This is a genomic window from Oxynema aestuarii AP17 (assembly GCF_012295525.1).
Lineage (GTDB): Bacteria > Cyanobacteriota > Cyanobacteriia > Cyanobacteriales > Laspinemataceae > Oxynema > Oxynema aestuarii.
Genome location: NZ_CP051167.1, coordinates 1,678,973 through 1,701,995 on the forward strand (window position 1 = coordinate 1,678,973; position 23,023 = coordinate 1,701,995).

The 23,023-nt window shown below is 53.9% G+C and carries 17 protein-coding genes and 1 pseudogene; 9 read left to right on the top strand and 9 right to left on the bottom strand.

The genetic code is table 11. The annotated features are described in order from the left end of the window. Window positions 1-79 precede the first annotated feature (79 nt). Together HCG48_RS06770 and aroF are read left to right on the top strand one after the other, a co-directional pair. On the top strand, window positions 80-3,580 hold the full coding sequence (locus tag HCG48_RS06770; protein ID WP_168568471.1) for an AAA-like domain-containing protein: 3,501 nt from the start codon (window positions 80-82) through the stop codon (window positions 3,578-3,580). Between the two features lie 469 nt (window positions 3,581-4,049). Then, window positions 4,050-4,901 (top strand): 3-deoxy-7-phosphoheptulonate synthase, encoded by an 852-nt coding sequence (aroF, locus tag HCG48_RS06775; protein WP_168568472.1) that lies wholly within the window; start codon window positions 4,050-4,052, stop codon window positions 4,899-4,901. A 65-nt stretch (window positions 4,902-4,966) separates the two neighbouring features. On the opposite strand, the gene HCG48_RS06780 is transcribed toward aroF, so the two are convergent. After that, complete coding sequence (locus HCG48_RS06780) at window positions 4,967-7,360, bottom strand: glycoside hydrolase family 31 protein (protein WP_246259943.1); 2,394 nt, start codon at window positions 7,358-7,360, stop codon at window positions 4,967-4,969. A 198-nt stretch (window positions 7,361-7,558) separates the two neighbouring features. Between HCG48_RS06780 and HCG48_RS06785 the strand changes: the two genes are divergently transcribed. Further along, on the top strand, window positions 7,559-8,383 hold the full coding sequence (locus HCG48_RS06785; RefSeq protein WP_168568473.1) for a hypothetical protein: 825 nt from the start codon (window positions 7,559-7,561) through the stop codon (window positions 8,381-8,383). Between the two features lie 307 nt (window positions 8,384-8,690). Next, a complete protein-coding gene (locus HCG48_RS06790) occupies window positions 8,691-9,506 on the top strand; it encodes a hypothetical protein (RefSeq protein ID WP_168568474.1) in 816 nt (271 codons plus the stop codon). 99 nt (window positions 9,507-9,605) lie between these two features. Here the strand turns inward: HCG48_RS06790 and recA are convergent, their stop codons facing one another. Then, window positions 9,606-10,697 carry a recombinase RecA gene (recA, locus tag HCG48_RS06795; protein ID WP_168568475.1) on the bottom strand — a complete coding sequence of 364 codons (1,092 nt, stop codon included), beginning with the start codon at window positions 10,695-10,697 and terminating at the stop codon, window positions 9,606-9,608. A 291-nt stretch (window positions 10,698-10,988) separates the two neighbouring features. Between recA and xseA the strand changes: the two genes are divergently transcribed. Further along, window positions 10,989-12,212: an exodeoxyribonuclease VII large subunit gene (gene xseA / locus HCG48_RS06800; RefSeq protein WP_168568476.1), complete on the top strand. Its 1,224-nt coding sequence runs from the start codon at window positions 10,989-10,991 to the stop codon at window positions 12,210-12,212. A gap of 3 nt (window positions 12,213-12,215) precedes the next feature. Here xseA and HCG48_RS06805 read toward each other — a convergent pair whose 3' ends face one another. The 6 genes and pseudogenes from HCG48_RS06805 to HCG48_RS06830 all read right to left on the bottom strand — a co-directional run bounded on the left by HCG48_RS06805 (window position 12,216) and on the right by HCG48_RS06830 (window position 18,260). Then, window positions 12,216-12,995, bottom strand: coding sequence for an HAD family hydrolase (locus HCG48_RS06805; protein ID WP_168568477.1), 780 nt, complete (start codon window positions 12,993-12,995; stop codon window positions 12,216-12,218). 244 nt (window positions 12,996-13,239) lie between these two features. Further along, a pseudogene (locus HCG48_RS06810) lies at window positions 13,240-13,485 on the bottom strand (DUF1830 domain-containing protein); the annotation flags it as partial. 353 nt (window positions 13,486-13,838) lie between these two features. Further along, entirely contained in the window at window positions 13,839-14,075 is a 237-nt protein-coding gene (locus HCG48_RS06815; RefSeq protein ID WP_168568478.1) for a hypothetical protein, read from the bottom strand. Between the two features lie 136 nt (window positions 14,076-14,211). Then, window positions 14,212-15,969, bottom strand: a complete 1,758-nt coding sequence (gene ribBA, locus HCG48_RS06820) for a bifunctional 3,4-dihydroxy-2-butanone-4-phosphate synthase/GTP cyclohydrolase II (protein WP_168568479.1) — start codon at window positions 15,967-15,969, stop codon at window positions 14,212-14,214. Between the two features lie 246 nt (window positions 15,970-16,215). Beyond that, complete coding sequence (locus HCG48_RS06825; protein ID WP_168568480.1) at window positions 16,216-16,857, bottom strand: 50S ribosomal protein L25/general stress protein Ctc; 642 nt, start codon at window positions 16,855-16,857, stop codon at window positions 16,216-16,218. A 62-nt stretch (window positions 16,858-16,919) separates the two neighbouring features. Further along, window positions 16,920-18,260 carry an adenylosuccinate synthase gene (locus HCG48_RS06830; RefSeq protein WP_168568481.1) on the bottom strand — a complete coding sequence of 447 codons (1,341 nt, stop codon included), beginning with the start codon at window positions 18,258-18,260 and terminating at the stop codon, window positions 16,920-16,922. A gap of 234 nt (window positions 18,261-18,494) precedes the next feature. Between HCG48_RS06830 and HCG48_RS06835 the strand changes: the two genes are divergently transcribed. Then, window positions 18,495-19,523, top strand: a complete 1,029-nt coding sequence (locus HCG48_RS06835; protein ID WP_168568482.1) for an adenosine deaminase — start codon at window positions 18,495-18,497, stop codon at window positions 19,521-19,523. Between the two features lie 464 nt (window positions 19,524-19,987). Here HCG48_RS06835 and pdxA read toward each other — a convergent pair whose 3' ends face one another. Beyond that, window positions 19,988-21,049, bottom strand: a complete 1,062-nt coding sequence (pdxA, locus tag HCG48_RS06840; RefSeq protein ID WP_168568483.1) for a 4-hydroxythreonine-4-phosphate dehydrogenase PdxA — start codon at window positions 21,047-21,049, stop codon at window positions 19,988-19,990. A 140-nt stretch (window positions 21,050-21,189) separates the two neighbouring features. Here pdxA and HCG48_RS06845 point away from each other — a divergent pair, with 140 nt between their 5' ends. The 3 genes from HCG48_RS06845 to HCG48_RS06855 all read left to right on the top strand — a co-directional run bounded on the left by HCG48_RS06845 (window position 21,190) and on the right by HCG48_RS06855 (window position 22,954). Beyond that, entirely contained in the window at window positions 21,190-21,756 is a 567-nt protein-coding gene (locus HCG48_RS06845; protein WP_168568484.1) for a plasmid pRiA4b ORF-3 family protein, read from the top strand. 164 nt (window positions 21,757-21,920) lie between these two features. Further along, a complete protein-coding gene (gene lepB / locus HCG48_RS06850; protein WP_168568485.1) occupies window positions 21,921-22,493 on the top strand; it encodes a signal peptidase I in 573 nt (190 codons plus the stop codon). A 143-nt stretch (window positions 22,494-22,636) separates the two neighbouring features. Beyond that, a complete protein-coding gene (locus tag HCG48_RS06855; protein ID WP_168568486.1) occupies window positions 22,637-22,954 on the top strand; it encodes a DUF1825 family protein in 318 nt (105 codons plus the stop codon). Window positions 22,955-23,023: the final 69 nt, after the last annotated feature.

The window sequence follows — 23,023 nt, forward strand, 5'->3', positions numbered from 1 at the left end:
AAATTAATAACAGACGACTCACCGCAAGAAAAGCCCTCGCTCGGGTCTCGACCTCTGCTTTTTTTCCTCTCTATTACTCATGAGCTTATCTTCCTATCAAGTTGGCGGCAGCCTCAGCCTCAGCAATCCGACGTACATCGAACGGAAAGCAGACCGCGAACTCTACGAAGCCTTAAAACAGGGTGACTTTTGTTATGTCCTCAATAGCCGCCAGATGGGGAAATCCTCCCTGTTAGTGCGGACGCGCCACCGCCTGCAAGCGGAAGGATTCCAATGCACGACCTTGGACATGACCCGCATCGGTAGCGAAAATATCGAACCGTTGCAATGGTACAAAGGCATTGTCACCGAACTGTGGCAGGGATTCGGACTGTTCGGTAAGTTTAACGTAAAAAATTGGTGGCGCGATGAAAATGAAATTTCTTTATTGCAACGGTTAAGTAAGTTTATCGAAGAAATTTTACTCGAAAAATTACCCGATCGCCATTTAGTTATTTTGATCGATGAAATCGACAGTATTCTGACGCTTCCCTTTTCCATCGATGACTTTTTTGCACTCATTCGCTTTTGCTATAACCAACGAGCGATCCAACCGGAATATAAGCGAATTACCTTTGCAATTTTTGGCGTCGCCACCCCGTCGGATTTAATTCGCGATCGCCACCGGACGCCCTTTAATATCGGACGGGCGATCGAATTGCGCGGCTTCGACTTATCGGAAGTCGATCCCCTCATCCAGGGCTTTGAAGGTCGGGTTAAGAATCCGAGAGAGTTAATTCAAGAAATCTTAAAATGGACTGGGGGACAACCGTTTTTAACCCAAAAATTGTGTAAATTACTGCTCCAACTGCTCGCCGATCGCCCCAGGAATTTGAACTCGCAAAGCGGGCAGATGAAAATGTTTCCGGGAACCGAATCTTTTTGGGTCGAAGATGCCGTGCGATCGCGCATTATCGACAACTGGCAAGGTCAAGACGAACCCGAACATTTACGCACCATTCGCGATCGCCTCTTGCGAAATCCCAAACGCGCCGGACGCTTACTCGGAATTTATCAGCAAATCTTACAAGGGGGCGAGGTTGTCAGCGATGACAGTTCGGAGCAAATCGAACTATTTCTGAGTGGATTAATTGAAAAAAAAGATAACTTACTCGTTATCAGAAATCGTATTTATCGAGAAGTCTTTTGTCTCGAATGGGTCGCACGCAAATTGCAAGATCTGCGCCCCTATTCTCAAGCTCTCGATGCGTGGGTCGAGTCCGGTCAAACCGACGAATCGCGACTGTTACGCGGACAAGCATTATTTGACGCCCAAACTTGGGCTCAAGGCAAAAGTTTGAGCGATATCGACTATCAGTTTTTAGCCAAAAGTCAGGACCTCGATCGCCGCGAAATGCAGCAAGTTTTGGACTTGGAACGGGGTAAGGCGATCGCCAAAGAAGCCAAATTACAACGGCGATTTCTCCGGGTAGTTACTGCGGCGCTCCTCGTTTCTATCGGGTTGGGACTCTCTACCTTCTGGCAATATCGAACGGCGATCGCCCGTCAAAAACAAGCTAGTATTAGTGAAATTCAAGCGTTAATTTCTTCCTCTCAAGGTTTATTTGCTTCCGAGCAAAGATTAGACGCCTTAGTTCAAGCACTTAAAGCCGATTTCAGGAAAAAACAACTCCACTGGGAAGATCCCAAAGTCCAGCGCCAAATTGATTCTGTTTTGCGACAAGCCGTATATGGCGCGATCGAATACAATCGGTTGAATCACACCAGTCCGGTGATGGACGCGAGCATTTCTCCCGACGGTCAATCGATTACTTCGGTCAATCGGGAAGGTCGCCTCAAACTGTGGAGAATTGACGGGGTTTTATCTAAAATTATCGATAAAACTTTAACCACAAAAACGGCAGTTGTTTTCAGTCCCGACGGTCAAAAAATCGCCGTTGGAAACAGCGAAGGATCGATCCAACTCTGGAGTGCTAACGGAGTGAAATTACGAGAGTTTACCGGACATGAAGCGACGATCGAATCCCTGCGTTTTAGTCCAGATGGCAAATATTTACTATCTGCAAGTCGCGATCGCACGGCGAAACTGTGGACGGTCCGAGGGGAATTAGTTCGCAGTTTTAACGGTCATGACAATGAAGTGTTAATCGCCGTTTTTCATCCCGACGGGCAATCGATCGCTACCGGAAGTCTCGACAGTACGGTGAAACTGTGGAAACGAGATGGAACCTTAGTCAAAACATTTGCACAAATCAACGGTCCGGTGAGTGGAATTGCCTTCAGTCCCGACGGGAAGGCGATCGCGATCGGTACCTGGAACGATAAGATTTTTGTCTATGAAGAAAACGCCACCCAAGCGACTGAATTACTCGGACATACCAATTCAATTCTAACGGTCACCTTCAGTCCCGACGGCGAAACGATCGCCTCCGGTGGAGATGACAACACCGTGCGTTTGTGGAGTCGCGAAGGGGTGTTAATCGATACCTTTGAAGGACATACTGCCCCCGTGGTCAAGGTCGAGTTTACCCCCGACGGCCAACAATTACTCTCCGGCAGTCAAGATGGAACGATCCGATTTTGGCGCTTCACTCACCCGTTACTTACCGTCTTGAATAAGCATTCTAAGCTTCTCCTCGGAGTCGGTTTCAATGTCGCGACGGGAGAGATCGTGACCGGGAGTCTGGATAACTATCTGTACTTTTGGAATCGGGAAGGGAAGTTATTACGAAAAACCAACGATCCACCTGGGGGATGGATGAGACTCCATCCTAAAACTGGGGATATTATGAATGTCAATTTTATCGAAAGCAAGATTAACTTGAGAAAAGCGGACGGTACCCCGATCTCTACCTTGGTCGGACACGAAGATTATATTTGGGGGATTGTTTTCTCTCCCAATGACGATCGCCTCGGTTCTTTTGAAAATCTCAACCGTCGTATTATTTTGTGGAAGCGTGACGGTAGTATAGTTAAAAAGTGGATTGCCCATGACGATGTGATTGGCGGGATCGATTTGAGTTCCGACCGTCGTCTCGCCTCTGGCGACTGGGGAGGCGTGGTCAAAATTTGGAATCGGGATGGGGAGTTATTGCAAAGTTTCCAGGCCCATTCCGATCGGATTATCCGGGTGACGTTTAGTCCGAATGGGGAAACTCTAGCCACGGCGTCCGCCGACGGAACGGTTAAATTATGGGACGTTCGGGGGAAAGTCGAACCCTCCCGACATTTATTGAACACTTTAAAAGGTCACGTGTCTTGGGTGTACGACGTTCAGTTTAGTCCGGACGGTCAAAGGATCGCTACGGCGGGACGCGATCGCACGGTCAAAGTGTGGAATCGATCGGGAGAATTATTGGTTAGCCTCAGTCGCCATAGGAAATTGGTCTGGTTTGTGAACTTCAGTCCCGATGGGAAATTCGTGATTTCCGGAAGTCGCGATCGCCAGGCGATTGTTTGGAATGTGGACGAGGCGATCGATCGCGATCGCGTCCGATCTGCGGGTTGCGACTGGATCGGCGATTATTTAAAAACTAATCGGGACATCGAGGAAAGCGATCGGGGTTTGTGCGATCGGTGAGAACGGGGGGCGATTTTCCTGGGGAGACGCTTCGCGAACGCCGCGACCCCCTTGGAAACCCCAATCCGGCAATTAACCCTTGACAAGTCGGGAACTTTTTGCTAGGTTCAACAATCATAGCCATCATTAATTCTCGAAATTTAACCTTAATTCGATGCACGAACGCGCCGCCTATTTTTATTTTTGGTTTAGCCAGGTTCACCGGGAGTGAATCGAGTTTCGCTTGCTCGTTACCCGGTGAACCGCAGACCAAAGGCTGCGGTTCTTTTGTTTTTAAGGTTCTATTCACGTTCTCGGCGATCGACATGACACGGATTGGCAACTCCTTTTTTAGCTTTTACTTTTTTTGGCTCAGAAGCGGTTCTGGGTAGGTAATTGCTGCGTCAATCGATCGCCTCCACCCGGAACTGCTTCAACGGTTCCGGGTTTTTTGTCGTCTACGTTCACTCCAGATCTTGAGGAAAACCCCATGTTAAACGCCAAACTCGCCACTCAAACCCACAATCCCTCGGTCATCCGCATCGGTGAAAGCGTCACCGTCGGCGGTGAAGACCTGCTCGTTATCGGCGGGCCTTGTACCGTCGAAAGTCTGGCGCAAATGGAGCAGGTCGCCCGCCATCTGTCCCCGAGTCCGGTGCAAATGTTGCGCGGTGGCGCCTTCAAACCCCGCACCTCCCCGTATTCCTTCCAAGGATTGGGAGATGCGGGGTTAACGATTTTGTCCGAGGTCAGCCAACGCTACAACATGCCTGTAGTGACCGAAGTGATGGCAGTGAGCCAAATTGAGGCGATCGCCGATCGCGCCGACATGCTGCAAGTCGGTAGCCGCAACATGCAAAACTTCGACCTCCTCAAGGCCCTCGGCGAAGTCAACAAACCCGTTTTACTCAAACGCGGACTCGCCGCCACCCTGGAAGAATTCGTCTTCGCCGCCGAATATATCCTCAGTTCCGGAAATCCGAACGTGGTCCTGTGCGAACGGGGGATCCGCAGTTTCGACCCCTACACCCGCAACGTCCTCGACCTCGGCGCCGTGGTCGCCCTCAAACAAATCACCCATCTCCCGGTCATCGTCGATCCGTCTCACGCCAGTGGGAAACGGGAACTGGTGGCGGGTTTGGCGCGAGGGGCGATCGCCGCCGGGGCCGACGGTTTGATCGTCGAATGTCACCCGGAACCGGAAAAATCCGTGTCCGATGCGAGACAAGCTCTTTCCCTAGAAGCAATGGTCGCCCTGGCGGAAAGCCTACGCCCGATCGCCGCCGCCGTCGGTCGCCGCCTCCCGGAAGCGATTCCCGCCGAGGTGGCGATCGCCGCCTAAACCCCCCAATCCAAACAAGTCCCCCTTTCCAAGGGGGATTTAGGGGTATCTCCCTCTCGAACTAATTACAACGGAAACACCAGGGAACGCGATCGCCCGTCATCCTCGAAACTTTGCCGTCCGATTCCGACGACCTCGACGACCGCTTCCCGCGATGGCGGCGTCCAATGGCCCTGACGTTCGCCAATCTCGACGACAATCTCGCGATCGCCCTGGCGGACTCGATAAGTTGTGGTCGCCCAATCCCCCTCGCGATACCCAAAACTCTCGCCGTCATCTTCATAATGAATAAATGTCGTCGGTAAACCACTCTCTCCCGGGGGCCAAACGTTCACCGTGAGGCGATCGCCCGCCCCCTCGCCGACAAACTGCCCGACCTGCGCTAAGGGAATCACCGCCCCCGCCCTCACGTATAACGGCATCCGTTCCAACGGCGCCTCGGCTAAAATCTGCGTCGGGCCGCGATAATGCTGTCCGGTCCACCAGTCGTACCAGACCCCAGCCGGGAGATAGACCGCCTGAGTGGAGACCCCCGGACGACAAACCGGGGCCGCCATCAGCCACGGACCGACCATCACGCGATCGGCGATCGTGTAAGTTTGCTCGTCATCGGGAAACTCGTACAGTAACGGACGTAAAATCGGCGTTCCGGCGGTGGTCGCTTCCCAAAATAACGTATAGAAATAAGGCAGCAACCGATAGCGCAGTTCGATAAATTCGCGACAGATCTGCTCGACGCGATCGCCGAAACACCACGGTTCGTGCGATCGCGTCCCCAACGCCGAATGACCGCGCATCAACGGATAGAGCATCCCCACTTGCATCCATCGGGCGAATAGTTCCGGCGTGGCGTTGCCGAAAAAACCGCCGATGTCGCAGCCGACAAACGGCACCCCGGATAAGCCCATATTGCACAACATCGGTAGGGACATTTCTAAATATTCCCAGCGCGATTGATTGTCTCCCATCCACACCGCCGACCAGCGCCCGATTCCCGCATATCCCGATCGCGTCAGCACGAACGATCGCGCTTCGGGACGGTGACGTTCCATCGCCTCGGAGGAACTGCGCGCCATCAAGTGACCGTAAAGGTTGTGAACTTCCGCGTGAGTCGCCCCTTCTTCCGGCGGACCTTGGGGCGCATCTTCGGGAAACCAGATTTTCGTCCCCGGGTCGCCAAACGGGCGATCGGCGATCGCGGGTTCGTTCATGTCGTTCCAAATTCCCGCAATTCCAATCTCTGTTAGCGGTTGGTGCAAGTCTCCCCACCACTGGCGCACCTCCGGACGCACGAAGTCCGGGAATACGGCTTTATCGGGCCAAACGTAGCCGTGAAAGAGCTTTCCGGAGCGATCGCGCACCAAGTAATCCGAGGCGATCGCGCCATCGAAGACCTCGTAATCGGCGTCGGGTTCGTATTTAATCCCCGGATCGACGATCGTCACCGTTTTAAAGCCCTCGGCCCTTAAATCTGCCACCAAGGCGGCGGGGTCGCTAAAGCGATGGGGATGCCAGGTAAACACCCGATAACCGCGCATGTAGTCGATATCCAGATGGATGACATCGCACGGAATCCGGCGATCGCGGAATTCCCGGGCGATCGCGCGCACTTCGTCTTGAGACTCGTAACTCCAACGGGACTGATGATAGCCGATCGCCCATTTTGGCGGTAACGGCGGGCGTCCGGTCAACTGAGTATACGTCGCCACCACCGCCGACGGTTGCGAACCGTAAATAATGTAGTAGTCCAACTCGCCGCCGTCGGTTTCCATCCGCCAGCAGTTCGGATCTGCCTCGCCGAGGTCGAAGCGACTCCAGTAAGTGGAATTGAGAAAAATTCCGTAAGTTAACCCCGGACGCAACACCATCAGGAACGGGATCGCCTGATACATTTCGTCTGTGAGTAAGTCGTAATCGAGGGAATCGACGGTCCAATTCGTCGCTACCGTACCGCGTTTTTCTAACAGTCCGGTCCGTTGTCCCAATCCGTAAAAGCACTCTTGCGCTTCGATCGCCTTCACCGCCGCCACCCGGCGATCGCGCCAATGCATCCCCGGGGCGAGGTCTCGGGCGAATTCGCGCCCTTGAGGATCGATACAGGCGAGCAAACCGCTCTCACGCCGTACCCGCACCTCCATGCACTCGGTGGCGATCGCGATCTCTTCGGGGGTTTCGCTCAGCTCGAACCCCGTCGGCGTCCAGCTTTCATCTTCTGCGGCGATCGCCCACGACCGTCGCGGTTTCCACTGTCCGTCCGGACTGAGGCGTACCCGAACTAAGTTCGGGGCCAGGACGCCGACCCGGATTTTGGCCTCCCCGCAGTCAAAATCGACGTGACGCCCGTGGGTATGGAGCGATCGCACCCCACCGAGGACGGAAACCGGGCGATCGTTGCGGGGTAATTGTCGGAAGTTTTCTAACATGACGGATTGGGCAGAGGTTAACGGGCATTTGCTCATTATCTCACCTTCGCTGCTGCCAACAATACGCATTTCGATAGAGGCTCGATCCCTTCCATCGGTAGAGGCGATCGCCAGAACACTCCCTTACACTAAACTCAGGCTGTTCCCAATCCGAACAGTCTTTTAAATGCTTGTTAATTGTTCGTTTATTTAAGCGAATTTATCACATCTTATTCTGTGGAGGAACTCAATTTTATGCGCTCTTTTATTCTCGATCTCCAGAAGCAACTCAACACCCCCGTTCGTCTGCGCTTGGGGGCGATCGCTCTCGCCACTACTACCCTATTTCTCGGCGCTTGCAATCGCAGCGAACCGACGAACGTTTCCACTCAAGGTAGGGAACCGACAACGTCCGAACAGGTTGCCCAAAATACCGAACAGTTAGTCGGCGAAACGGTCACCGTTCGCGGTGCATTCGAGCAGCAAATCGATCGCATTTCTTTCTTAATCGACGAAGGAATGACCGCCGGAGGCGAGCCGATTCTGGTGATGAATATTTCCGGTCAACCGTTCTCGCTACCCCCCGAGGCAGAGGATCTCGACGTTCGCGTAACGGGTGAAATTCGCAATTTCAAGCGCATGGATTTTGAAAATGAATTCGGCTTGGATCTGCTTCCCGGAACTTACGACACTTACGAAGCGAAACCCACCATTCTCGCCAATTCGATCGAGTTAATTGCGCAACCGGGGGACGTTTCCGAAAATCCCGCAAGCTTCTACAATCAACCCCTCAATATTGAAGGGGAAGTCGAACAGATTTTGAGTCCCAATACGTTTACTTTAGACGAGGAAGAATTAGCCGGAGCCAGCGATCTGCTCGTGGTCAGCGTCCTTCCCGATCGACCCTATACCGAAGACCAGCAAGTGATGGTTAAAGGGGAATTGCGTAATTTCATCGTCAGCGAATTAGAGCAAGAATACGATTTAACTTGGGATTTACAGGTCAAAGAGCAGTTAGAAGCGGAATATTCTAATAAACCCGTGTTTATCGCCACGGAAGTGATGCCCGCAGTCCAATAAATTTCCCCTAGATTTTGAGTGAATCTGGGAGGGGCGATCGCGCGTTCGCAAAGCGACGCCTCCGGCGTATCGCCCCTCCCAGATCGCGCAAAGTTCGTCACGCCACTTTGTTTGAAATAGCTTCTACAATACTCCCCAAAATACTCCCCAAAATACTCAATTAGAAAGAGGCGCAAACGGTTCTAAAGGGGGAGGCGATCGCCCCGCCGCGATCGTTATGCTAAAGGTAGCACAGAAAAAATAACGAATAGCAATAAGATCTAGCCGATAACACACAACTAACACAAAATCATTGGGAGAAGACTGCATGACTTTTACAACAGCTCAGAACACGACCTTAACTCGCTCGATCTGGCGCGGTGGGGCGATTTCCCTCGTCCTGACGGGATTGCTGCTGCCCTTCGCCGCCCCCCTGCAGGCGGGCGAACTCAAGCGCTCCGATCGCAGTACCATCGAGAACATCGAAGAACGCAGCGATCGCTACCTCGGTCAAGAAGTCACCGTGCGCGGCGAAGCGGCTAACCTCGTCGAACCGAATACATTTAAGCTCACTTCAGATAACTTTTTAGACGGCGAAGAAATCCTCGTCATCAACAACTCGGGGGAACCCTTCGTCCTCCCCTTCGACGATGGCGTCGCCGTTCAGGTGACCGGAGAAGTCCGCGAATTAGAAGTCGCCCAACTCGAAAGAGATTTCGATATCGAGTTTTGGGAATCGGATTTATACCTAGAATATCAGCAACAACCCGCGATCGTCGCGGACTCCCTCGCCTTAGCTCCCGACCCGGGCGACATCGAAGACTATCCCAATCGCTTCTACAATATGAATTTAGCCGTGGAAGGGGAAGTCGAAGAAATTCTCGCTCCCGGCGTCTTCAAACTCGAAGAACACAACTTCCTCGATCTCGGGGGCAGCGATTTGCTCGTCATCAACCCGACCATGGGAGATTTCGTCAGAAATGGTGAAGATCTCGTCGTCACGGGGCAACTGCGTTCCTTCGATCTCTACGAACTCCAACGCGATTACAATCTCGATTGGGATTTAGGAGTCCAACAGCAAATCGAAGCTGAATTTACCAACAAACCCGTGTTAATCGTCGATGAAATCTACTCCACCGAGTAACTCGACCGACTAAATGGAGCCACTATCGAGCGAAACAGTAGGGTGGGCGAGAGATCGCCCACCCTAACGTCCATCCTCAAGAGATCTCGGCGACACTAATTATTCGTTATCTTCGTATTCTTCGTATTCCTCATACTCCCCATCTTCCCCGTCGTTGTTCGATTTACCGACAGAATTCGCGGACACGACCACGCCGAGTTCGAGCTGTTCGCGCACTTTCTGTTCGACTTCGAGGGCCATTTCGGGATTTTCTTCTAAATAGGTGGTCGCATTATCCCGCCCTTGACCGATATTCTCGCCGTTGTAGTTATACCAAGCGCCTTTACGATTGACGACTTTGGTTTCTTCGGCGAGGTCGAGCAAGCAACCGAGGCGGGAAATGCCTTTACCGAAGAGAATGTCGAATTCGGCAATCCGGAATGGCGGGGCGACTTTATTTTTAGCGACTTTAACTTTGGCGCGAATCCCGTATTCTTCCGATCCTTTCTTCAGAGTTTGAATGCGGCGGATGTCGAGACGGACGGAAGCGTAGAATTTGAGGGCGTTCCCCCCGGTGGTGGTTTCCGGGTTGCCATAACCGCCGATTTTTTGGCGCAATTGGTTGAGGAAAATGACGGTACAGCCGGATTTACCGATATTTCCGGTAATTTTACGCAAGGCGTGGCTCATCAAGCGCGCTTGCAAGCCGATGGAGGCATCTCCCATCTGTCCTTCGATTTCGGCGCGAGGGACTAGGGCGGCTACGGAGTCGATCACGACGATATCGACGGCGGCGGACCGCACTAGTTGGTCGGCAATTTCGAGGGCCATTTCCCCGGTGTCGGGTTGGGAAACGAGCAGGTTGGCGATATCGACGCCGACTTGGGACGCATAGGTCGGATCGAGGGCGTGTTCCGCGTCTACGAAGGCGGCGACGCCTCCCATTTTCTGGACTTCGGCGATCGCGTGGAGGGCGACGGTGGTTTTACCCGCACTCTCCGGTCCGTAGACTTCGATCACCCGTCCTTTGGGTAAGCCGCCGCCCAAGGCTAAATCTAAGGTCAGGGCGCCACTGGCGATGGTTTCGACTTTCATCCGGGTGGCGTCCCCGAGGCGCATGATCGAGCCTTTGCCAAAGCTGCGCTCGATCTGCGTCAGCACCATTTTGAGGGCTTTCTCTTTTTCGGGGTTAAGGGTAGTTTCTATAGCCATTCGTGTAAATTGGGAATCGTAGGTGTGTTGAATTTCTATTCTAGTTTAGAGCCCGGTCATTGTGGATTTTGGATTTTAGATTTTGAAGTTGAGCGGGGATTGTAGAGCGGAAGCGGGGGAAGTTAAGGACATCATAGGGGAGTTCGAGCGGGGATGGGACGGGCAATCCTAAAGTCCGCATAAATTTTTTTTGAGCGATCGCCCCGGTCGGGAGGATGCGCGATCGCCGCAGTCGGAAACAGGTTTTACAATGCACGTACAGGCTAAATCACAAGATAAACGACAGAATTGATGAGCGATCGCCCGGTTTCAGAACAAGCGGTCTCGGTGGCGGGACTGACCCAATACATCCAATCTCTCTTGGAACTCGACCCGCAATTGCGACAAATTTGGGTGGTCGGCGAAGTCTCTAGCGCCAACAACCACCGCAGTGGTTTATTTTTTACCTTGCAAGACCCGGAAGGAACCGCATCGATCCGGTGCGTGGTCTGGAATTCCCATCGCAACAGGTTGGTGCAAGTTCCCCTCAAGGGGGAGCAGGTGATGGTGTTGGGGTCGGTGGGTCTGTACCCGAAGCGCGGCGAGTACCAACTGAAGGTGTGGCAGGTGTTTCCCGGTGGGGAAGGCTTGCAGGCGTTGCGCTATCGCCAGTTACGATCGCGCCTGGAAGCCGAGGGCTTGTTCGATCCTCTTCGCAAGCGTCCCCTACCCGCGCACCCGCAGACCCTGGCGGTGGTGACGTCGCCCCAAGCGGCGGCGTGGGGGGATTTGCAGGCGAGTTTGAGCGATCGCTATCCGGGTTTACAGGTGCTGCTGTCTCCGGCGACGGTACAAGGAGAGCGTGCGCCGGAGGAGATCGTGCGGGCGATCGCCCGGGTGGAAGCGGACGGACGGGCTGAAGTGCTGATCGTGACGCGCGGTGGCGGGGCGTCGGAAGATTTGGCCTGTTTCAATGACGAACGGGTGGTGCGCGCGATCGCCGCTTGTTCGATCCCGACGATTTCGGGAATCGGACACCAACGGGACGAAACTCTATCCGACGAGGTGGCGGACGCCTGCGCCCATACGCCGACGGCGATCGCCAAGTTAGCGGTTCCGGAGTGGAGGCAATTATACAAGGAACACCGCGATCGCCTGGGGCGCTTGTCCGAAACCGCGCGCCGCCAGTTGGATCGGGAGGGCGATCGCCTCGATCGCGCGCGATCGCGCCTGCAGCGTCTGCCCCTCGATCGCCAGCTTCACTTGCAGCAACGGGATCTCGCCCGCCAGCAACAACGGCTGCTCGCCGCTACCCGCCGTCAGCTCGATCGCCGCGAGCAACACTGTGCGAGTCTGCGCGATCGCCTCGCCAGTCTCGACCCCCATCGCGTTTTACAGCGCGGTTACGCACTGGTTCGCACTCCGGGGGGGGCGATCGTGCGATCGCCTGCCGATTTATGTCCCGGCGAAGAAGTCGTCGTCGAATTCGATCGCGGTCGGATGACGGTTAAAATTATGGACCTGCTCGACGAGTGAGCCTTACGTCTGCGCCTCGCTCGCCTGTCGGTGAACCTCGCGCGCCAAAGCCATATCGAAATAGGTGGAGTTTCCGACTTCTCCCGCCAGTACGGTAAAGGGGTTGTCCGGTTCGCCGAGGTGGTCGATCGTCAGTGCTGCCTTGGGGAACGGGTAACGGGCGGTATAGTTATTCACTGTAATTACAGTATTCAAGCCCGCCCCGGTGGCGGCGGTCAAGCCTTGGGGCGAATCTTCGATCGCCAAACAGCTTTCCGGCGCTAAGTCCATCTGTTCCAAGACGTAATCGTAGATATCCGGGGCGGGTTTTTTGCGCTCGACGATATCTCCGGCGGCGATCGCTTCAAACCATTGGGGACTGTCCGGGGCGATCGCGTGTTCGATCAAGGCGATCGCGTTTTCCGGGGCCGAGGTGGTGGCGATCGCCAGTCGGATCCCTTGCTGTTTGGCTTCTTCGAGCAGGCGCCGCACTCCCGGACGTAAGGGAATTTGGCCGCTCGCACTCAGGGCGCGAAAATGTTCGGTTTTGATCGCGTGCAGTTCGGCAATCCAGCGATCGCGATCCTCGGGTTCCCTAAACGGCGGCTGGTATTCTTGCAGGTAAAAAGCAATTCGCTCTTTCCCCCCGGCAACTTCTAGCAGTTCGCCGTACAACTCGACGGTCCAATGCCACTCCAATCCGGCATCGGCAAAGGCGCGATTGAAGGCAACTCGATGACCGTCCCGTTCGGTTTCGGCGATCGTCCCGTCTACGTCAAAAATTAACGCCTTGAGTTCGCTCATCCTTAGTCTCCCTTGCGCGATCGAATCGAACCGACGGTCAACGAGCTTTCCACGACCTTCGGTTTTTCAATGGAGAGCGGGCAATGCCTCCCTATTCCTTTTATCAGATTTTAGAGTTCTGTGGCTCACGATCGCGCGATCGCGACCCCTCGCAGAGGAGCTTAAAGAAGGGAATTCGTCGCGCCGATCCCGTCGAACTCCCCCCGACAATGGCTTTCAGGAAACGATTCCCTCAATTACAAGCCAGACGAGTGCAATGGATCGTATCGGATAAAATTGCCCCCGCCATGCCTCCGGTATGAATTTCTAACTGGGCGTGCGGCAGTGCCTCGAACATCAACCGTTGACCGGGAAAGACGACCCGCTCGAAGTAGCGATCGGGGATATTCGAGATCCGGGCGATTTGAATTTTGCTCGTCGTGTTGACGTAGCAGCAAAGAATTTCTTTGGACGAATCGGTTTCCGGTAGGGGAGTTTCTAACTGTGCCATCATCATTTTGCCTCTCAACTTTGCCTCTCAAGTGCGATCGCGCGGCAGCCCACTGCCACCAAATGTCTCTTTAAAAGATTAACATTTTGTTACTGTTTTGATAAATACCTTAATATTGTGTTAACATTTGAAATTCTTTTGCTAAATCTTTATCGGACTGGGGGGATGGAAGGAACCGCGATCGCCGGAGCCTGACGCTATTGACGGCAGTAATTTGAATTAGTTTCTCCCCCTCGCCATCGATCGCCACAAATGCGATCGTCCGATCTCGGATCGAGAGATTTTCAAATTCGTAACCAATTCGAGTTAGCGCGAACTTTCCCGAATATTCTCTGGGGGATCTGCGATCGTCCTTACTTAGCTATGCTAACGCAGTCGGCGGGGATTGGGTTGCGATCCCCATGCAGTTTTTGTATGGATTTCGATCGCAAACCGATCGCCGCGATCTCGGTTTGGGCGATCGTCATGTCGCCCAATTGGAGAACGGATCGAGCGCCGTTGAGAGAAAAAAAATGCCTCTTCCGACTGGGAACATCCCGATTTTTCCCTTCATAAATGCAAGGAATTTGGGGGATTTTACCCAGAGCCATTCGTGCCGGAGGCTCCCCGAATTCAATCTTTATCAAAATTGGCATTTTTCTGGGGCGCCCGTTAACCGCTTCAGGGGTCTAAAATTGACCCCCAAGCGGCCATTTTGAGAGCGACAATCGGGAGAACAGCGATCGCCTAAGATGGCGGCGAACCCGACGGATCGAGTGGGCTTCCTTCCGCATCGAAACAATAGATCGTCTGTGCTTCGAGGCGATCGCACACCGACGACGGCATCTGAGAGAGCGAAAAGGTCTGACGCTTGAGTTGGACCCCGAGATTTCTAAGGGGATCCACCCCCGGCGACACCAAAAATTCCAACCGTTCCATATCGAACCACATCGCCATGCGATCGAGAATCTGGGCGATCGCCTTCAAATACGGATGTCCCGGTTGCCTAAACCAATCCGGCGTCGCCAAATTCGCTTGGTCGAGCCCCAAGTGAAACGTCAATTGCGGTTTGCCAAACAACGCCACGGTCACGGGTCGTTTTTCCTCTTGCAACACCAGATGTTCCGCTTCTGCTAATTGGCGAATTTTCTCCAAATGGTCGTACCAGCGTTGCACCCGCACGTCATTGGTTGAGGGTTCGTCCGCCGGATGTCGTAACTGTTCCTCCCGCCAGTGCAGCGCCACGGTCAGCAAATAGGTTTGTAGCAACATGTGACCGAGTTTTTCCGCCTTCGTCGCCAGATAGGTGCAGTTATACGGATTGGCTTCGATCAACAACGGCACGCGATCGACCATCTCCAAACCGTACCCCTTGAGTCCGGCAATTTTGCGCGGGTTATTGGTAATCAGGCGAATTTTACTCACGCCCAAATCGTTGAGAATTTGAGCGCCGACGCCGTAATTGCGTAAATCTGCCGGAAAACCGAGCCGTTCGTTCGCTTCCACCGTATCCAAGCCCATATCTTGCAGGGAATAGGCTTTGAGTTTATTAATCAGCCCGATGCCCCGTCCTTCTTGGCGCAAGTAGACGACCACCCCTTCCCCGGCATTTTCAATCATTTTGAGCGCCGCTTGCAGTTGCATCCGACAGTCGCAACGCAGGGAACCGAGAGCATCTCCGGTCAGACATTCGGAGTGAACCCGAACCATGATCGGTTTATCTTTAAAATTGGCCGGATCGCCTTTGACAATGGCCACGTGTTCGGAATCGTCGAGGCTGTTGTGATAGGCGTAAATCGAGAACTGGCCGAATTCCGTGGGTAAACTGGCAATCGTCTCGCGCCGGATAAAACGCTCGTGTTGGAGGCGGTAGGCGATTAAATCGGCAATGCTGATAATTTTGAGTTGATGGGTGTGGGCGTACTCGATCAGTTCGGGTAAGCGCGCCATCGACCCGTCCGGGTTTTGGATTTCGCAAATGACCCCCGCCGAGTAAAGTCCGCTCATGCGGGCGAGATCGACTGCTGCTTCCGTATGTCCGGCGCGTTTGAGTACGCCCCCTTCGCGGTAACGCAGGGGGAAGATATGACCGGGACGGCGTAAATCTTTCGGTTGGGTGGCGGGGTTGATGGTCGCTTGGATCGTGCGCGATCGATCTTCGGCGGAGATTCCGGTGGTGACGCCGAGATGGGGGGCGGCGTCGATGCTGACGGTGAAGGCGGTTTGATTGCGATCGGTGTTGTTGGTGACCATTAAGGGGAGGTCGAGTTGGTCGAGGCGATCGCCTTTCATGGCCAAACAAATCAATCCCCGTCCGTGAACGGCCATAAAATTGATGATTTCCGGGGTCGCAAATTGGGCCGCACAAATCAAGTCGCCTTCGTTTTCGCGATTTTCGTCATCGACGACCACCACCATCCGTCCGGCAGCGATTTCGCTCAAGGCAGATTCGATCGAGTCAAACTCGAAATGTTCTGTTTTTGAGGCGTTATCCGAGTGTTGCACGGCGAAATTCCAGCAGGTAGACTTAAGGTTTTCTTATCTCTCTTATTAACAATTGTAGCCGTTTTAGCCGTCGCGAGGCGATCGCGCCCCGGTCGGTCGTTCGGATTTTACTCCGGCGCTACATGCAAAAAAGCCCGCACGGGCGGGCTTTGACAATTGTTGAGTTGCTGATGGAGAAGCCCGCCCGATCTCAGAGGTCTGGTGCGTTCCGACTCCTGAATGCTGAATCTTCGCGGGCAGGTTGGGCTACTCTTCGCCGTAAGATTCCAGAAGTGCCGCCGTGGTCGGATCCAATTCGGCGCCTGCTTCTTCTTCCTCTTCCGCTTTACCCATGCCTCGGGGTACCAGGATGTTCGCCAGGGTGCGTTCGGGTTCGATCTGAGCGACGACCCCTTCGGGAAGGACTAATTCGCCCACGTGCAGGGATCCGCCGAGTTCGAGACCGGACACGTCTACGTCGATCGCCTCGGGAATGTTATCGGGGGCGCATTGAATCGGTAATTCGTTAATCACGCATTCCAAGACCCCGCCTTCTTTGGCTCCGGCAGGTTCGCCGATGTAGTTAACGGGAACGACCAGGTCGATCGTCGCTTGCGCGGCCACCGCAAAAAAGCTGATGTGATAGATGCTATTTTTCCAAGGGTGGGTTTGGACTTCCCGCAGGATGGTTTTCCCTTTCCAAGATAGATCGGGGATGCTCAGGTCGATGAGCGTGTTGTTGACCGCCGCTTCTTTGAGCAGGTTTTGAGCGGTTTTAGCATCGATGGTCAGGGAAATTGATTCGGCGCCGTTGTGACCGTAGAGGTTCGCGGGAATCAAGTTATTGCGGCGAAGGGCTTTCGGTTTCGTTCCTTCTTCGCGCTTGTTACATTCGACGGTGACTAACATGGTGGTAGCTTGGCTTGAGAGTGTTCAAAGGTGGGTGGGGCGATCGCCAGACCCGGCGGGACTTACGGGTTGGAATCCACTGGCGTTCCGTTGGCGTCCAACAGCGCCCGCTTCGGTCCGTGAATCGGGTCTTCGACGATAATCGTCTGGTCGCGACTGGCGCCGAGGGAAACGATCGCGATCGGCACTTCCATCAACTCCGCCAAAAACTTGAGGTAAGCGAGCGCCTCTTTTGGCAAGTCGTCGAGGGAGCGGCAGTCGGCAGTAGACTGCTTCCAACCGGGCAGAGTTTCGTAAATCGGCTTGCACCGGGCAAACTGACGGGCGCTATTCGGGAAGTTCTCGCATCGCTGTCCGTCAATTTCGTAAGCGACGCACACTTTAATTTCGTCGAGTTCGTCGAGAACGTCGAGTTTGGTGATCGCCAGACAGTCCATCCCGTTAATGCGAACCGCATAGCGTCCGATGGTGGCGTCGAACCAACCGCAACGGCGCTTGCGTCCGGTAGTGGTGCCGAATTCGGCGCCGCGATCGCACAAGACATCGCCGATTCCGTCGGTCATCTCCGTGGGAAACGGACCTTCTCCCACGCGAGTGGTGTAGGCTTTGGCGACGCCGATGACGCGATCTATCATCGTAGGCCCAACCCCGGCCCCAACACAAGCCCCACCCGCGACCGGATTGGACGAGGTAACGTAGGGATAGGTGCCGTGATCTAGGTCGAGTAAAGTTCCTTGAGCGCCCTCGAATAAGATATTACGCCGTTGTTGGATAGCGTCGTAGATTTTGAGAGAGGCATCGACCACGTGGGGGCGCAGGCGATCGGCATATTGTAAATACTGCTCGATCACTTCTACCGGATCCAACGGCGGCAATTCGTACAGCTTTTCGAGAATCGCGTTTTTGTACTCTATACTCCAGGTGAGGCGATCGCGCAAGCCGTCGGGATCCATTAAATCCAGAACCCGGATTCCCGTCCGTTCCGACTTGTCCGCGTAGGTCGGGCCGATTCCCCGTCCCGTCGTGCCAATTTTCTGATTGCCGCGTTTCTCTTCCGATGCCACATCGATGAGGCGGTGATAGGGCATCGTCACGTGAGCGGTTTGAGAAATCATCAGGTTCGCTGTCGAAACCTGAAGCTGTTCGAGTTGATCGAGTTCTTCAATTAACACTTTCGGATCGATGACCGTTCCCGAACCGATAATGCACTCCGTACTCGGATAAAGGATGCCAGAGGGAATCAGGTGCAACTTGAAGGTCCGATCGTTGACCACGACCGTGTGTCCGGCGTTGACCCCTCCCTGGTAACGAACGACAACATCGGCAGACTTACTGAGCAGGTCAGTAATTTTGCCTTTTCCTTCATCGCCCCACTGGGCGCCAATCACTACGACGTTAGCCAAGGGTCTTTCACGCTAAAGTTCACACAATCTACGATTATCGTCATAGCGCGTCCCCCCTGTCAAATTAATTTTTGTTAAAATCTAGCCAATTTCGCTCCCTCCCCCTCGTCCGCCGCCCATCCAGTTCTGATTCGATGCTGTTGTCCCGTTCGAGTCTGCGCTAGCGGGAACCCGATCTCAAATGGAGATCCCGTCGAACATTTTTCATTTTGAGAACACCTAGGAGAAACTGTCGTGGCTTTATATGCAGAACTACACCGCCATCTCGGCGGTTCCGTCGTTCCCCGGATTTTGTGGCGCTACTTCCAACGGCACGATGCCCACCTGGCCGATCGCTTCCCAGAATATCCATCATTCGAGCAATTTTACACCCGAGCGCGCAACACCCTCGACGAATATTTAGAACTGCATACCTTGGTTGAAGGAGTGCAAACGGCGCAGACCTTACCTTATTTCATTTATCGATTGATTCGCGGGGCTTACATCTTCGAGAATTTGGCCTATTTGGAATTGCGCTACACGCCGTATTTGCGCACGCCGGAAGGGTTGAGTCAGACCGAACGGATCGACAAAATGGCGGAAATCGTCGAAATTGTCGGCAAAGCCTCCCAGGTGACCGAATATCCGATCGTCACCAGTCAGATTTTGTGTATGCACGCCCGATTACCCAAAGAAGTGAACCGGGCGATCGTCGATTTGGCTCGGCAACAGGGTCAGTATGTATGTGCGATCGATTTGGCTGGGGGAGATAATCATTACGGCGATCGCCTCGACGAATTGATCGAATTATACGAATACGCGCGATCGCACGGCATCCACACCACCGGACATGTTTATGAAACTCCCGACGGCTGCCATCCCGACTTACTCCCTTACCTCGAACGCATCGGTCACGGCATCCAAATCCCCCTCAAACACCCCGAACTGTTGCCAGACCTGGCGCGGCGCGGTCAATGCTTGGAAATCTGCCCCACCACCTATTTAAAAACCGGAACCTTAGACGACCTACAGCAGTTAAAAGTAGTTTTCGATCGCTGCTTCGAGGCGGGAGTGGCGATCGCTATTTGTACCGACAACGCCGGACTGCACAACGTGCGCCTGCCCTTCGAGTACGAGAACTTACTCACGTACAATATTATCGACTTCCGCCAGATGCAAGCCTGCCAAGCCGCCGCCTTCCGCCACGCCTTCGCCTGGCCCCACACCCAACCCCCCGGCGAAATGCTCTCCGGCTTGCTCAAAGAGCCAATTTCCAGCCTCTAAAATCAAATAATAATTACGGACAAGGAGCTTTATTGAGCTTACGATCTAGGGTGATATAATGGGGGTGAAAATACAAATCTCTAGCCCGATCGATACAGAAACACCGATATTCATATCCTCTTTTAATGGCCTCTGCTTTTGATGCAGTTGCATACAACTTTTGTCGGTGTACCATTTTTTGGCCACAAAAAGGACAGGGTTTACCTTTAAATTTTGCCCTGTATTGATTAGGAGTAATGGCACCAAATTAGCTCTTTTCCTAACAGCATTTTTTTGCGTGCGTCTCCTATTTTAGAGAGCGCATTGATTAATCATTTACCAGCAGAAATAATCTTGGAATTATGAGGATTTAGGAAGGATTTTAATTTTTCTTTGGCTTGTTCGAGTTCTGCCGTGACTTTTCTAGTTTGCTGGTTAGCTTTTTTGTTATTTCAACGAAGAAAGGCGTGAGACACCGTGTCCCCTCAACCCGGTTGGGTGGCGAGGCGGTGACGGCCCAACTCGGCGGCTAGGGAGAGGGCGGCTTTCATGCTGGTGGGGTCGGCGATGCCTTTTCCGGCGATGTCGAAGGCGGTGCCGTGGTCGGGGGACGTGCGGATGAAGGGCAAGCCGATGGTGGTGTTGACGGCTTTATCGAAGGCGAGTAATTTGACCGGGATCAAACCCTGGTCGTGATACAAGGCGAGATAGGCATCGTGAGCGGTGACTTCGGCGCCGTACCAGGCTTGGCCGGGTTTGACCCAGAGGGTATCGGGGGGAATGGGGCCGTCGAGATGGGCGTGGGGGTGGCGGTGGCGTTGGTCTTCCACCCAGGGGGTGAGCCAATCCCGTTCCTCGGTGCCGAGTTGGCCGTTTTCGCCACTGTGGGGGTTCAAGCCGGAAATGGCGACGCGCGGTCGGTCGAGGCCGAAATCGCGGTGGAGGCAGTCGAGTAAAAGGTCGAGTTTCCAGGCGAGCAGGTCGGGAGTGAGAGTATCGGGAACCTGGCGCAAGGGAATGTGAGTGGTGGCGAGCAGGGTTCGTAAGGTCCAGCCGTTGTGAGGGGAGCGGGCGACGAAGAACATGCCGAAGCGGGAGACGCCCGCGCGTTCGGCGAGCAGTTCGGTTTGGCCGGGATAGGGGTGTCCGGCGGCTTTCCACCAGGTTTTGGCGATCGGTCCGGTGACGATCGCCTCGAATTCTCCGGCCAAAGTGCGAGCGATCGCCGCTTCCATATAAGCAAAACTGGCGGCTCCACTGCTAACACTGGGAGATCCGAGGACGATATTGTGAGCTTCGTCTTCGATTTCAATAAAGTTGAGGTCGTCCGGGTCGGCCAGGCGATCGCCGATCCCGCGCAACTGTGTATGAAGTTGGCGGGCGATCGCGCGGCTGCCGACGACCACGATCTCACATTCTTCCCGCATCCGGCGATCGTCGAGCGCTTTTAACACCACCTCCGGTCCGATCCCTGCCGGGTCGCCGAGGGTCACCGCGAGGCGAGGTCGAAGGGTTGCCGCGATCTGAGAATTTTGAGTCAGTTGCATGGGATTAGAGCAAGAAACAGATCGATCGCCCCCGAACGGGCGCACTCTTATTTTAGGGGGGTTTGCGTCCTGTCGGCGATCGCCCATCCTCAGAGGGGCGCTCTCAGCTTAAGATCGAGATATCCACAGATCGAATATCCATGAGCCAAGCCACAGTCAAAACCGAATCGGTTTACCAACTCAAAGTCAGCCTCACCGAGAGCAACCCGCCGATTTGGCGGCGGATTCAGGTTCCCAGCCACATTACCCTGTACAAACTACAGCGCATCTTACAGATAGTCATGGGGTGGAAAAACGCCCACCTGCACCAATTCACGATCGCGGGAACCGCTTACGGACAATCTCATCCCGAATACGGCTTGGAAATGAAAACCGAACGTCGGGCTCGTCTCGACGAACTGATTACCCAGGAAGGAGATCGGTTCATTTACGAGTACGACCTCGATGAGAGTTGGGAACATCAACTCGAACTCGAAAAAATTCTGGCCCCGGAAGCAAAAGTTCACTACCCGCGTTGTCTAGACGGCGAACGGGCCAGTCCGCCGGAAGATTGCGGCGGCATGAGAGGATATCAAGAATTGCTCGAAATTTTAGACAATCCCGACGATCCCGAATATGCGGAAACCGTCGAATGGTTGGGGGGAGAATTCGATCCGGATGCCTTCGACCTCGAAGGAGTAAACCGCCAACTGAAAACGATCCGCTAGAGAGGCGATCGCGCGGCGAACCTCGCCAATTGCAGCTAAAATGCCAAATTTGGGGGGAATTCGGGCGATCGCGCCGGGCCTTGGCGCGAACCCCGACTCGTCCGAACTCCGCCCCCTCTCATCCCCATTCGTACTCGTCAATTTAGCTATTTGTGGAGCATCCCATGACATCAGAGGAAAAACAGGTCAACCCTAGCACTGCCGAGACGCACTGGTGGCCGAAAATCAGGGAAAATCTGCAAGTGTTAGGAATTGCCCTGATTTTAGCCTTAGTCATTCGGACCTTCATCGCCGAACCGCGTTACATCCCCTCCAACTCGATGCAGCCGAACTTACATATCGGCGATCGCCTCGTAGTCGAAAAAGTCAGCTATAAATTCCGTCCCCCCGAAGCCGGAGAAATCCTCGTCTTCGACCCGCCGCCCGCCCTACAGAAATTTGGCTACAGCGAAGATCAAGCCTTCATCAAACGGGCGATCGCCACCGAAGGACAAACCGTGCAGATCGAAAGCGGACAAGTCTACCTCGACAACCGACCTCTCAGCGAAGCTTACATCGCCGAACCCCCCGCTTACGACTGGGGACCAAAACCCGTTCCCCCCGAGCAACTTTTCGTCCTCGGAGATAATCGAAATAATAGTAACGATTCCCACGTTTGGGGATTTCTGCCGATCCAAAACGTCATCGGACGGGCCGCATTTCGGTTTTGGCCACTCAACCGGATCGGTTTTCTCTAAAACGGCATTTAAACGCGGAAAAAAAGATGCTACTCGGGGCGATCGCGCCTAAACCGCAACAAAAAACTGCACTAAAATATGAGTGAACCCGGTGGCATCTTCCACCATTTTGAGAAACGACAATAAGGGAAACCGAGAGCAAAATGAGCTTTTTTGATTCCGAAATCGTCCAACAGGAAGCCAAACAGTTATTTGAAGATTATCAATCCCTGATCCAACTCGGCGGCAATTACGGCAAATTCGACCGCGAAGGCAAAAAAATGTTCATCGAGCAGATGGAAGCCTTAATGGATCGCTATCGGATTTTCATGAAGCGATTCGAGCTTTCCGAAGACTTCATGGCTCAGATGACCGTCGAGCAGCTCAAAACCCAACTGGGTCAATTTGGCTTGACCCCCCAGCAAATGTTCGACCAAATGAATCGAACCTTAGAAAAAATGAAAGGCGAAATCGAAACATAAGCTCGAACCGCCAGAATGGCTAGCACAGTGGCCCGACAGCCTCGCGACTCTCATCGTCTGAGAAGGGCG

Bases quoted from the DNA above. Each gene is read 5' to 3' on its own strand.
- HCG48_RS06770 (WP_168568471.1), top strand. From the start codon at position 80: ATGAGCTTATCTTCCTATCAAGTTGGCGGCAGCCTCAGCCTCAGCAAT.
- aroF (WP_168568472.1), top strand. From the start codon at position 4,050: ATGTTAAACGCCAAACTCGCCACTCAAACCCACAATCCCTCGGTCATC.
- HCG48_RS06780 (WP_246259943.1), bottom strand. From the start codon at position 7,360: ATGAGCAAATGCCCGTTAACCTCTGCCCAATCCGTCATGTTAGAAAAC.
- HCG48_RS06785 (WP_168568473.1), top strand. From the start codon at position 7,559: ATGCGCTCTTTTATTCTCGATCTCCAGAAGCAACTCAACACCCCCGTT.
- HCG48_RS06790 (WP_168568474.1), top strand. From the start codon at position 8,691: ATGACTTTTACAACAGCTCAGAACACGACCTTAACTCGCTCGATCTGG.
- recA (WP_168568475.1), bottom strand. From the start codon at position 10,697: ATGGCTATAGAAACTACCCTTAACCCCGAAAAAGAGAAAGCCCTCAAA.
- xseA (WP_168568476.1), top strand. From the start codon at position 10,989: ATGAGCGATCGCCCGGTTTCAGAACAAGCGGTCTCGGTGGCGGGACTG.
- HCG48_RS06805 (WP_168568477.1), bottom strand. From the start codon at position 12,995: ATGAGCGAACTCAAGGCGTTAATTTTTGACGTAGACGGGACGATCGCC.
- HCG48_RS06815 (WP_168568478.1), bottom strand. From the start codon at position 14,075: ATGGCTCTGGGTAAAATCCCCCAAATTCCTTGCATTTATGAAGGGAAA.
- HCG48_RS06825 (WP_168568480.1), bottom strand. From the start codon at position 16,857: ATGTTAGTCACCGTCGAATGTAACAAGCGCGAAGAAGGAACGAAACCG.
- pdxA (WP_168568483.1), bottom strand. From the start codon at position 21,049: ATGCAACTGACTCAAAATTCTCAGATCGCGGCAACCCTTCGACCTCGC.
- HCG48_RS06845 (WP_168568484.1), top strand. From the start codon at position 21,190: ATGAGCCAAGCCACAGTCAAAACCGAATCGGTTTACCAACTCAAAGTC.
- lepB (WP_168568485.1), top strand. From the start codon at position 21,921: ATGACATCAGAGGAAAAACAGGTCAACCCTAGCACTGCCGAGACGCAC.
- HCG48_RS06855 (WP_168568486.1), top strand. From the start codon at position 22,637: ATGAGCTTTTTTGATTCCGAAATCGTCCAACAGGAAGCCAAACAGTTA.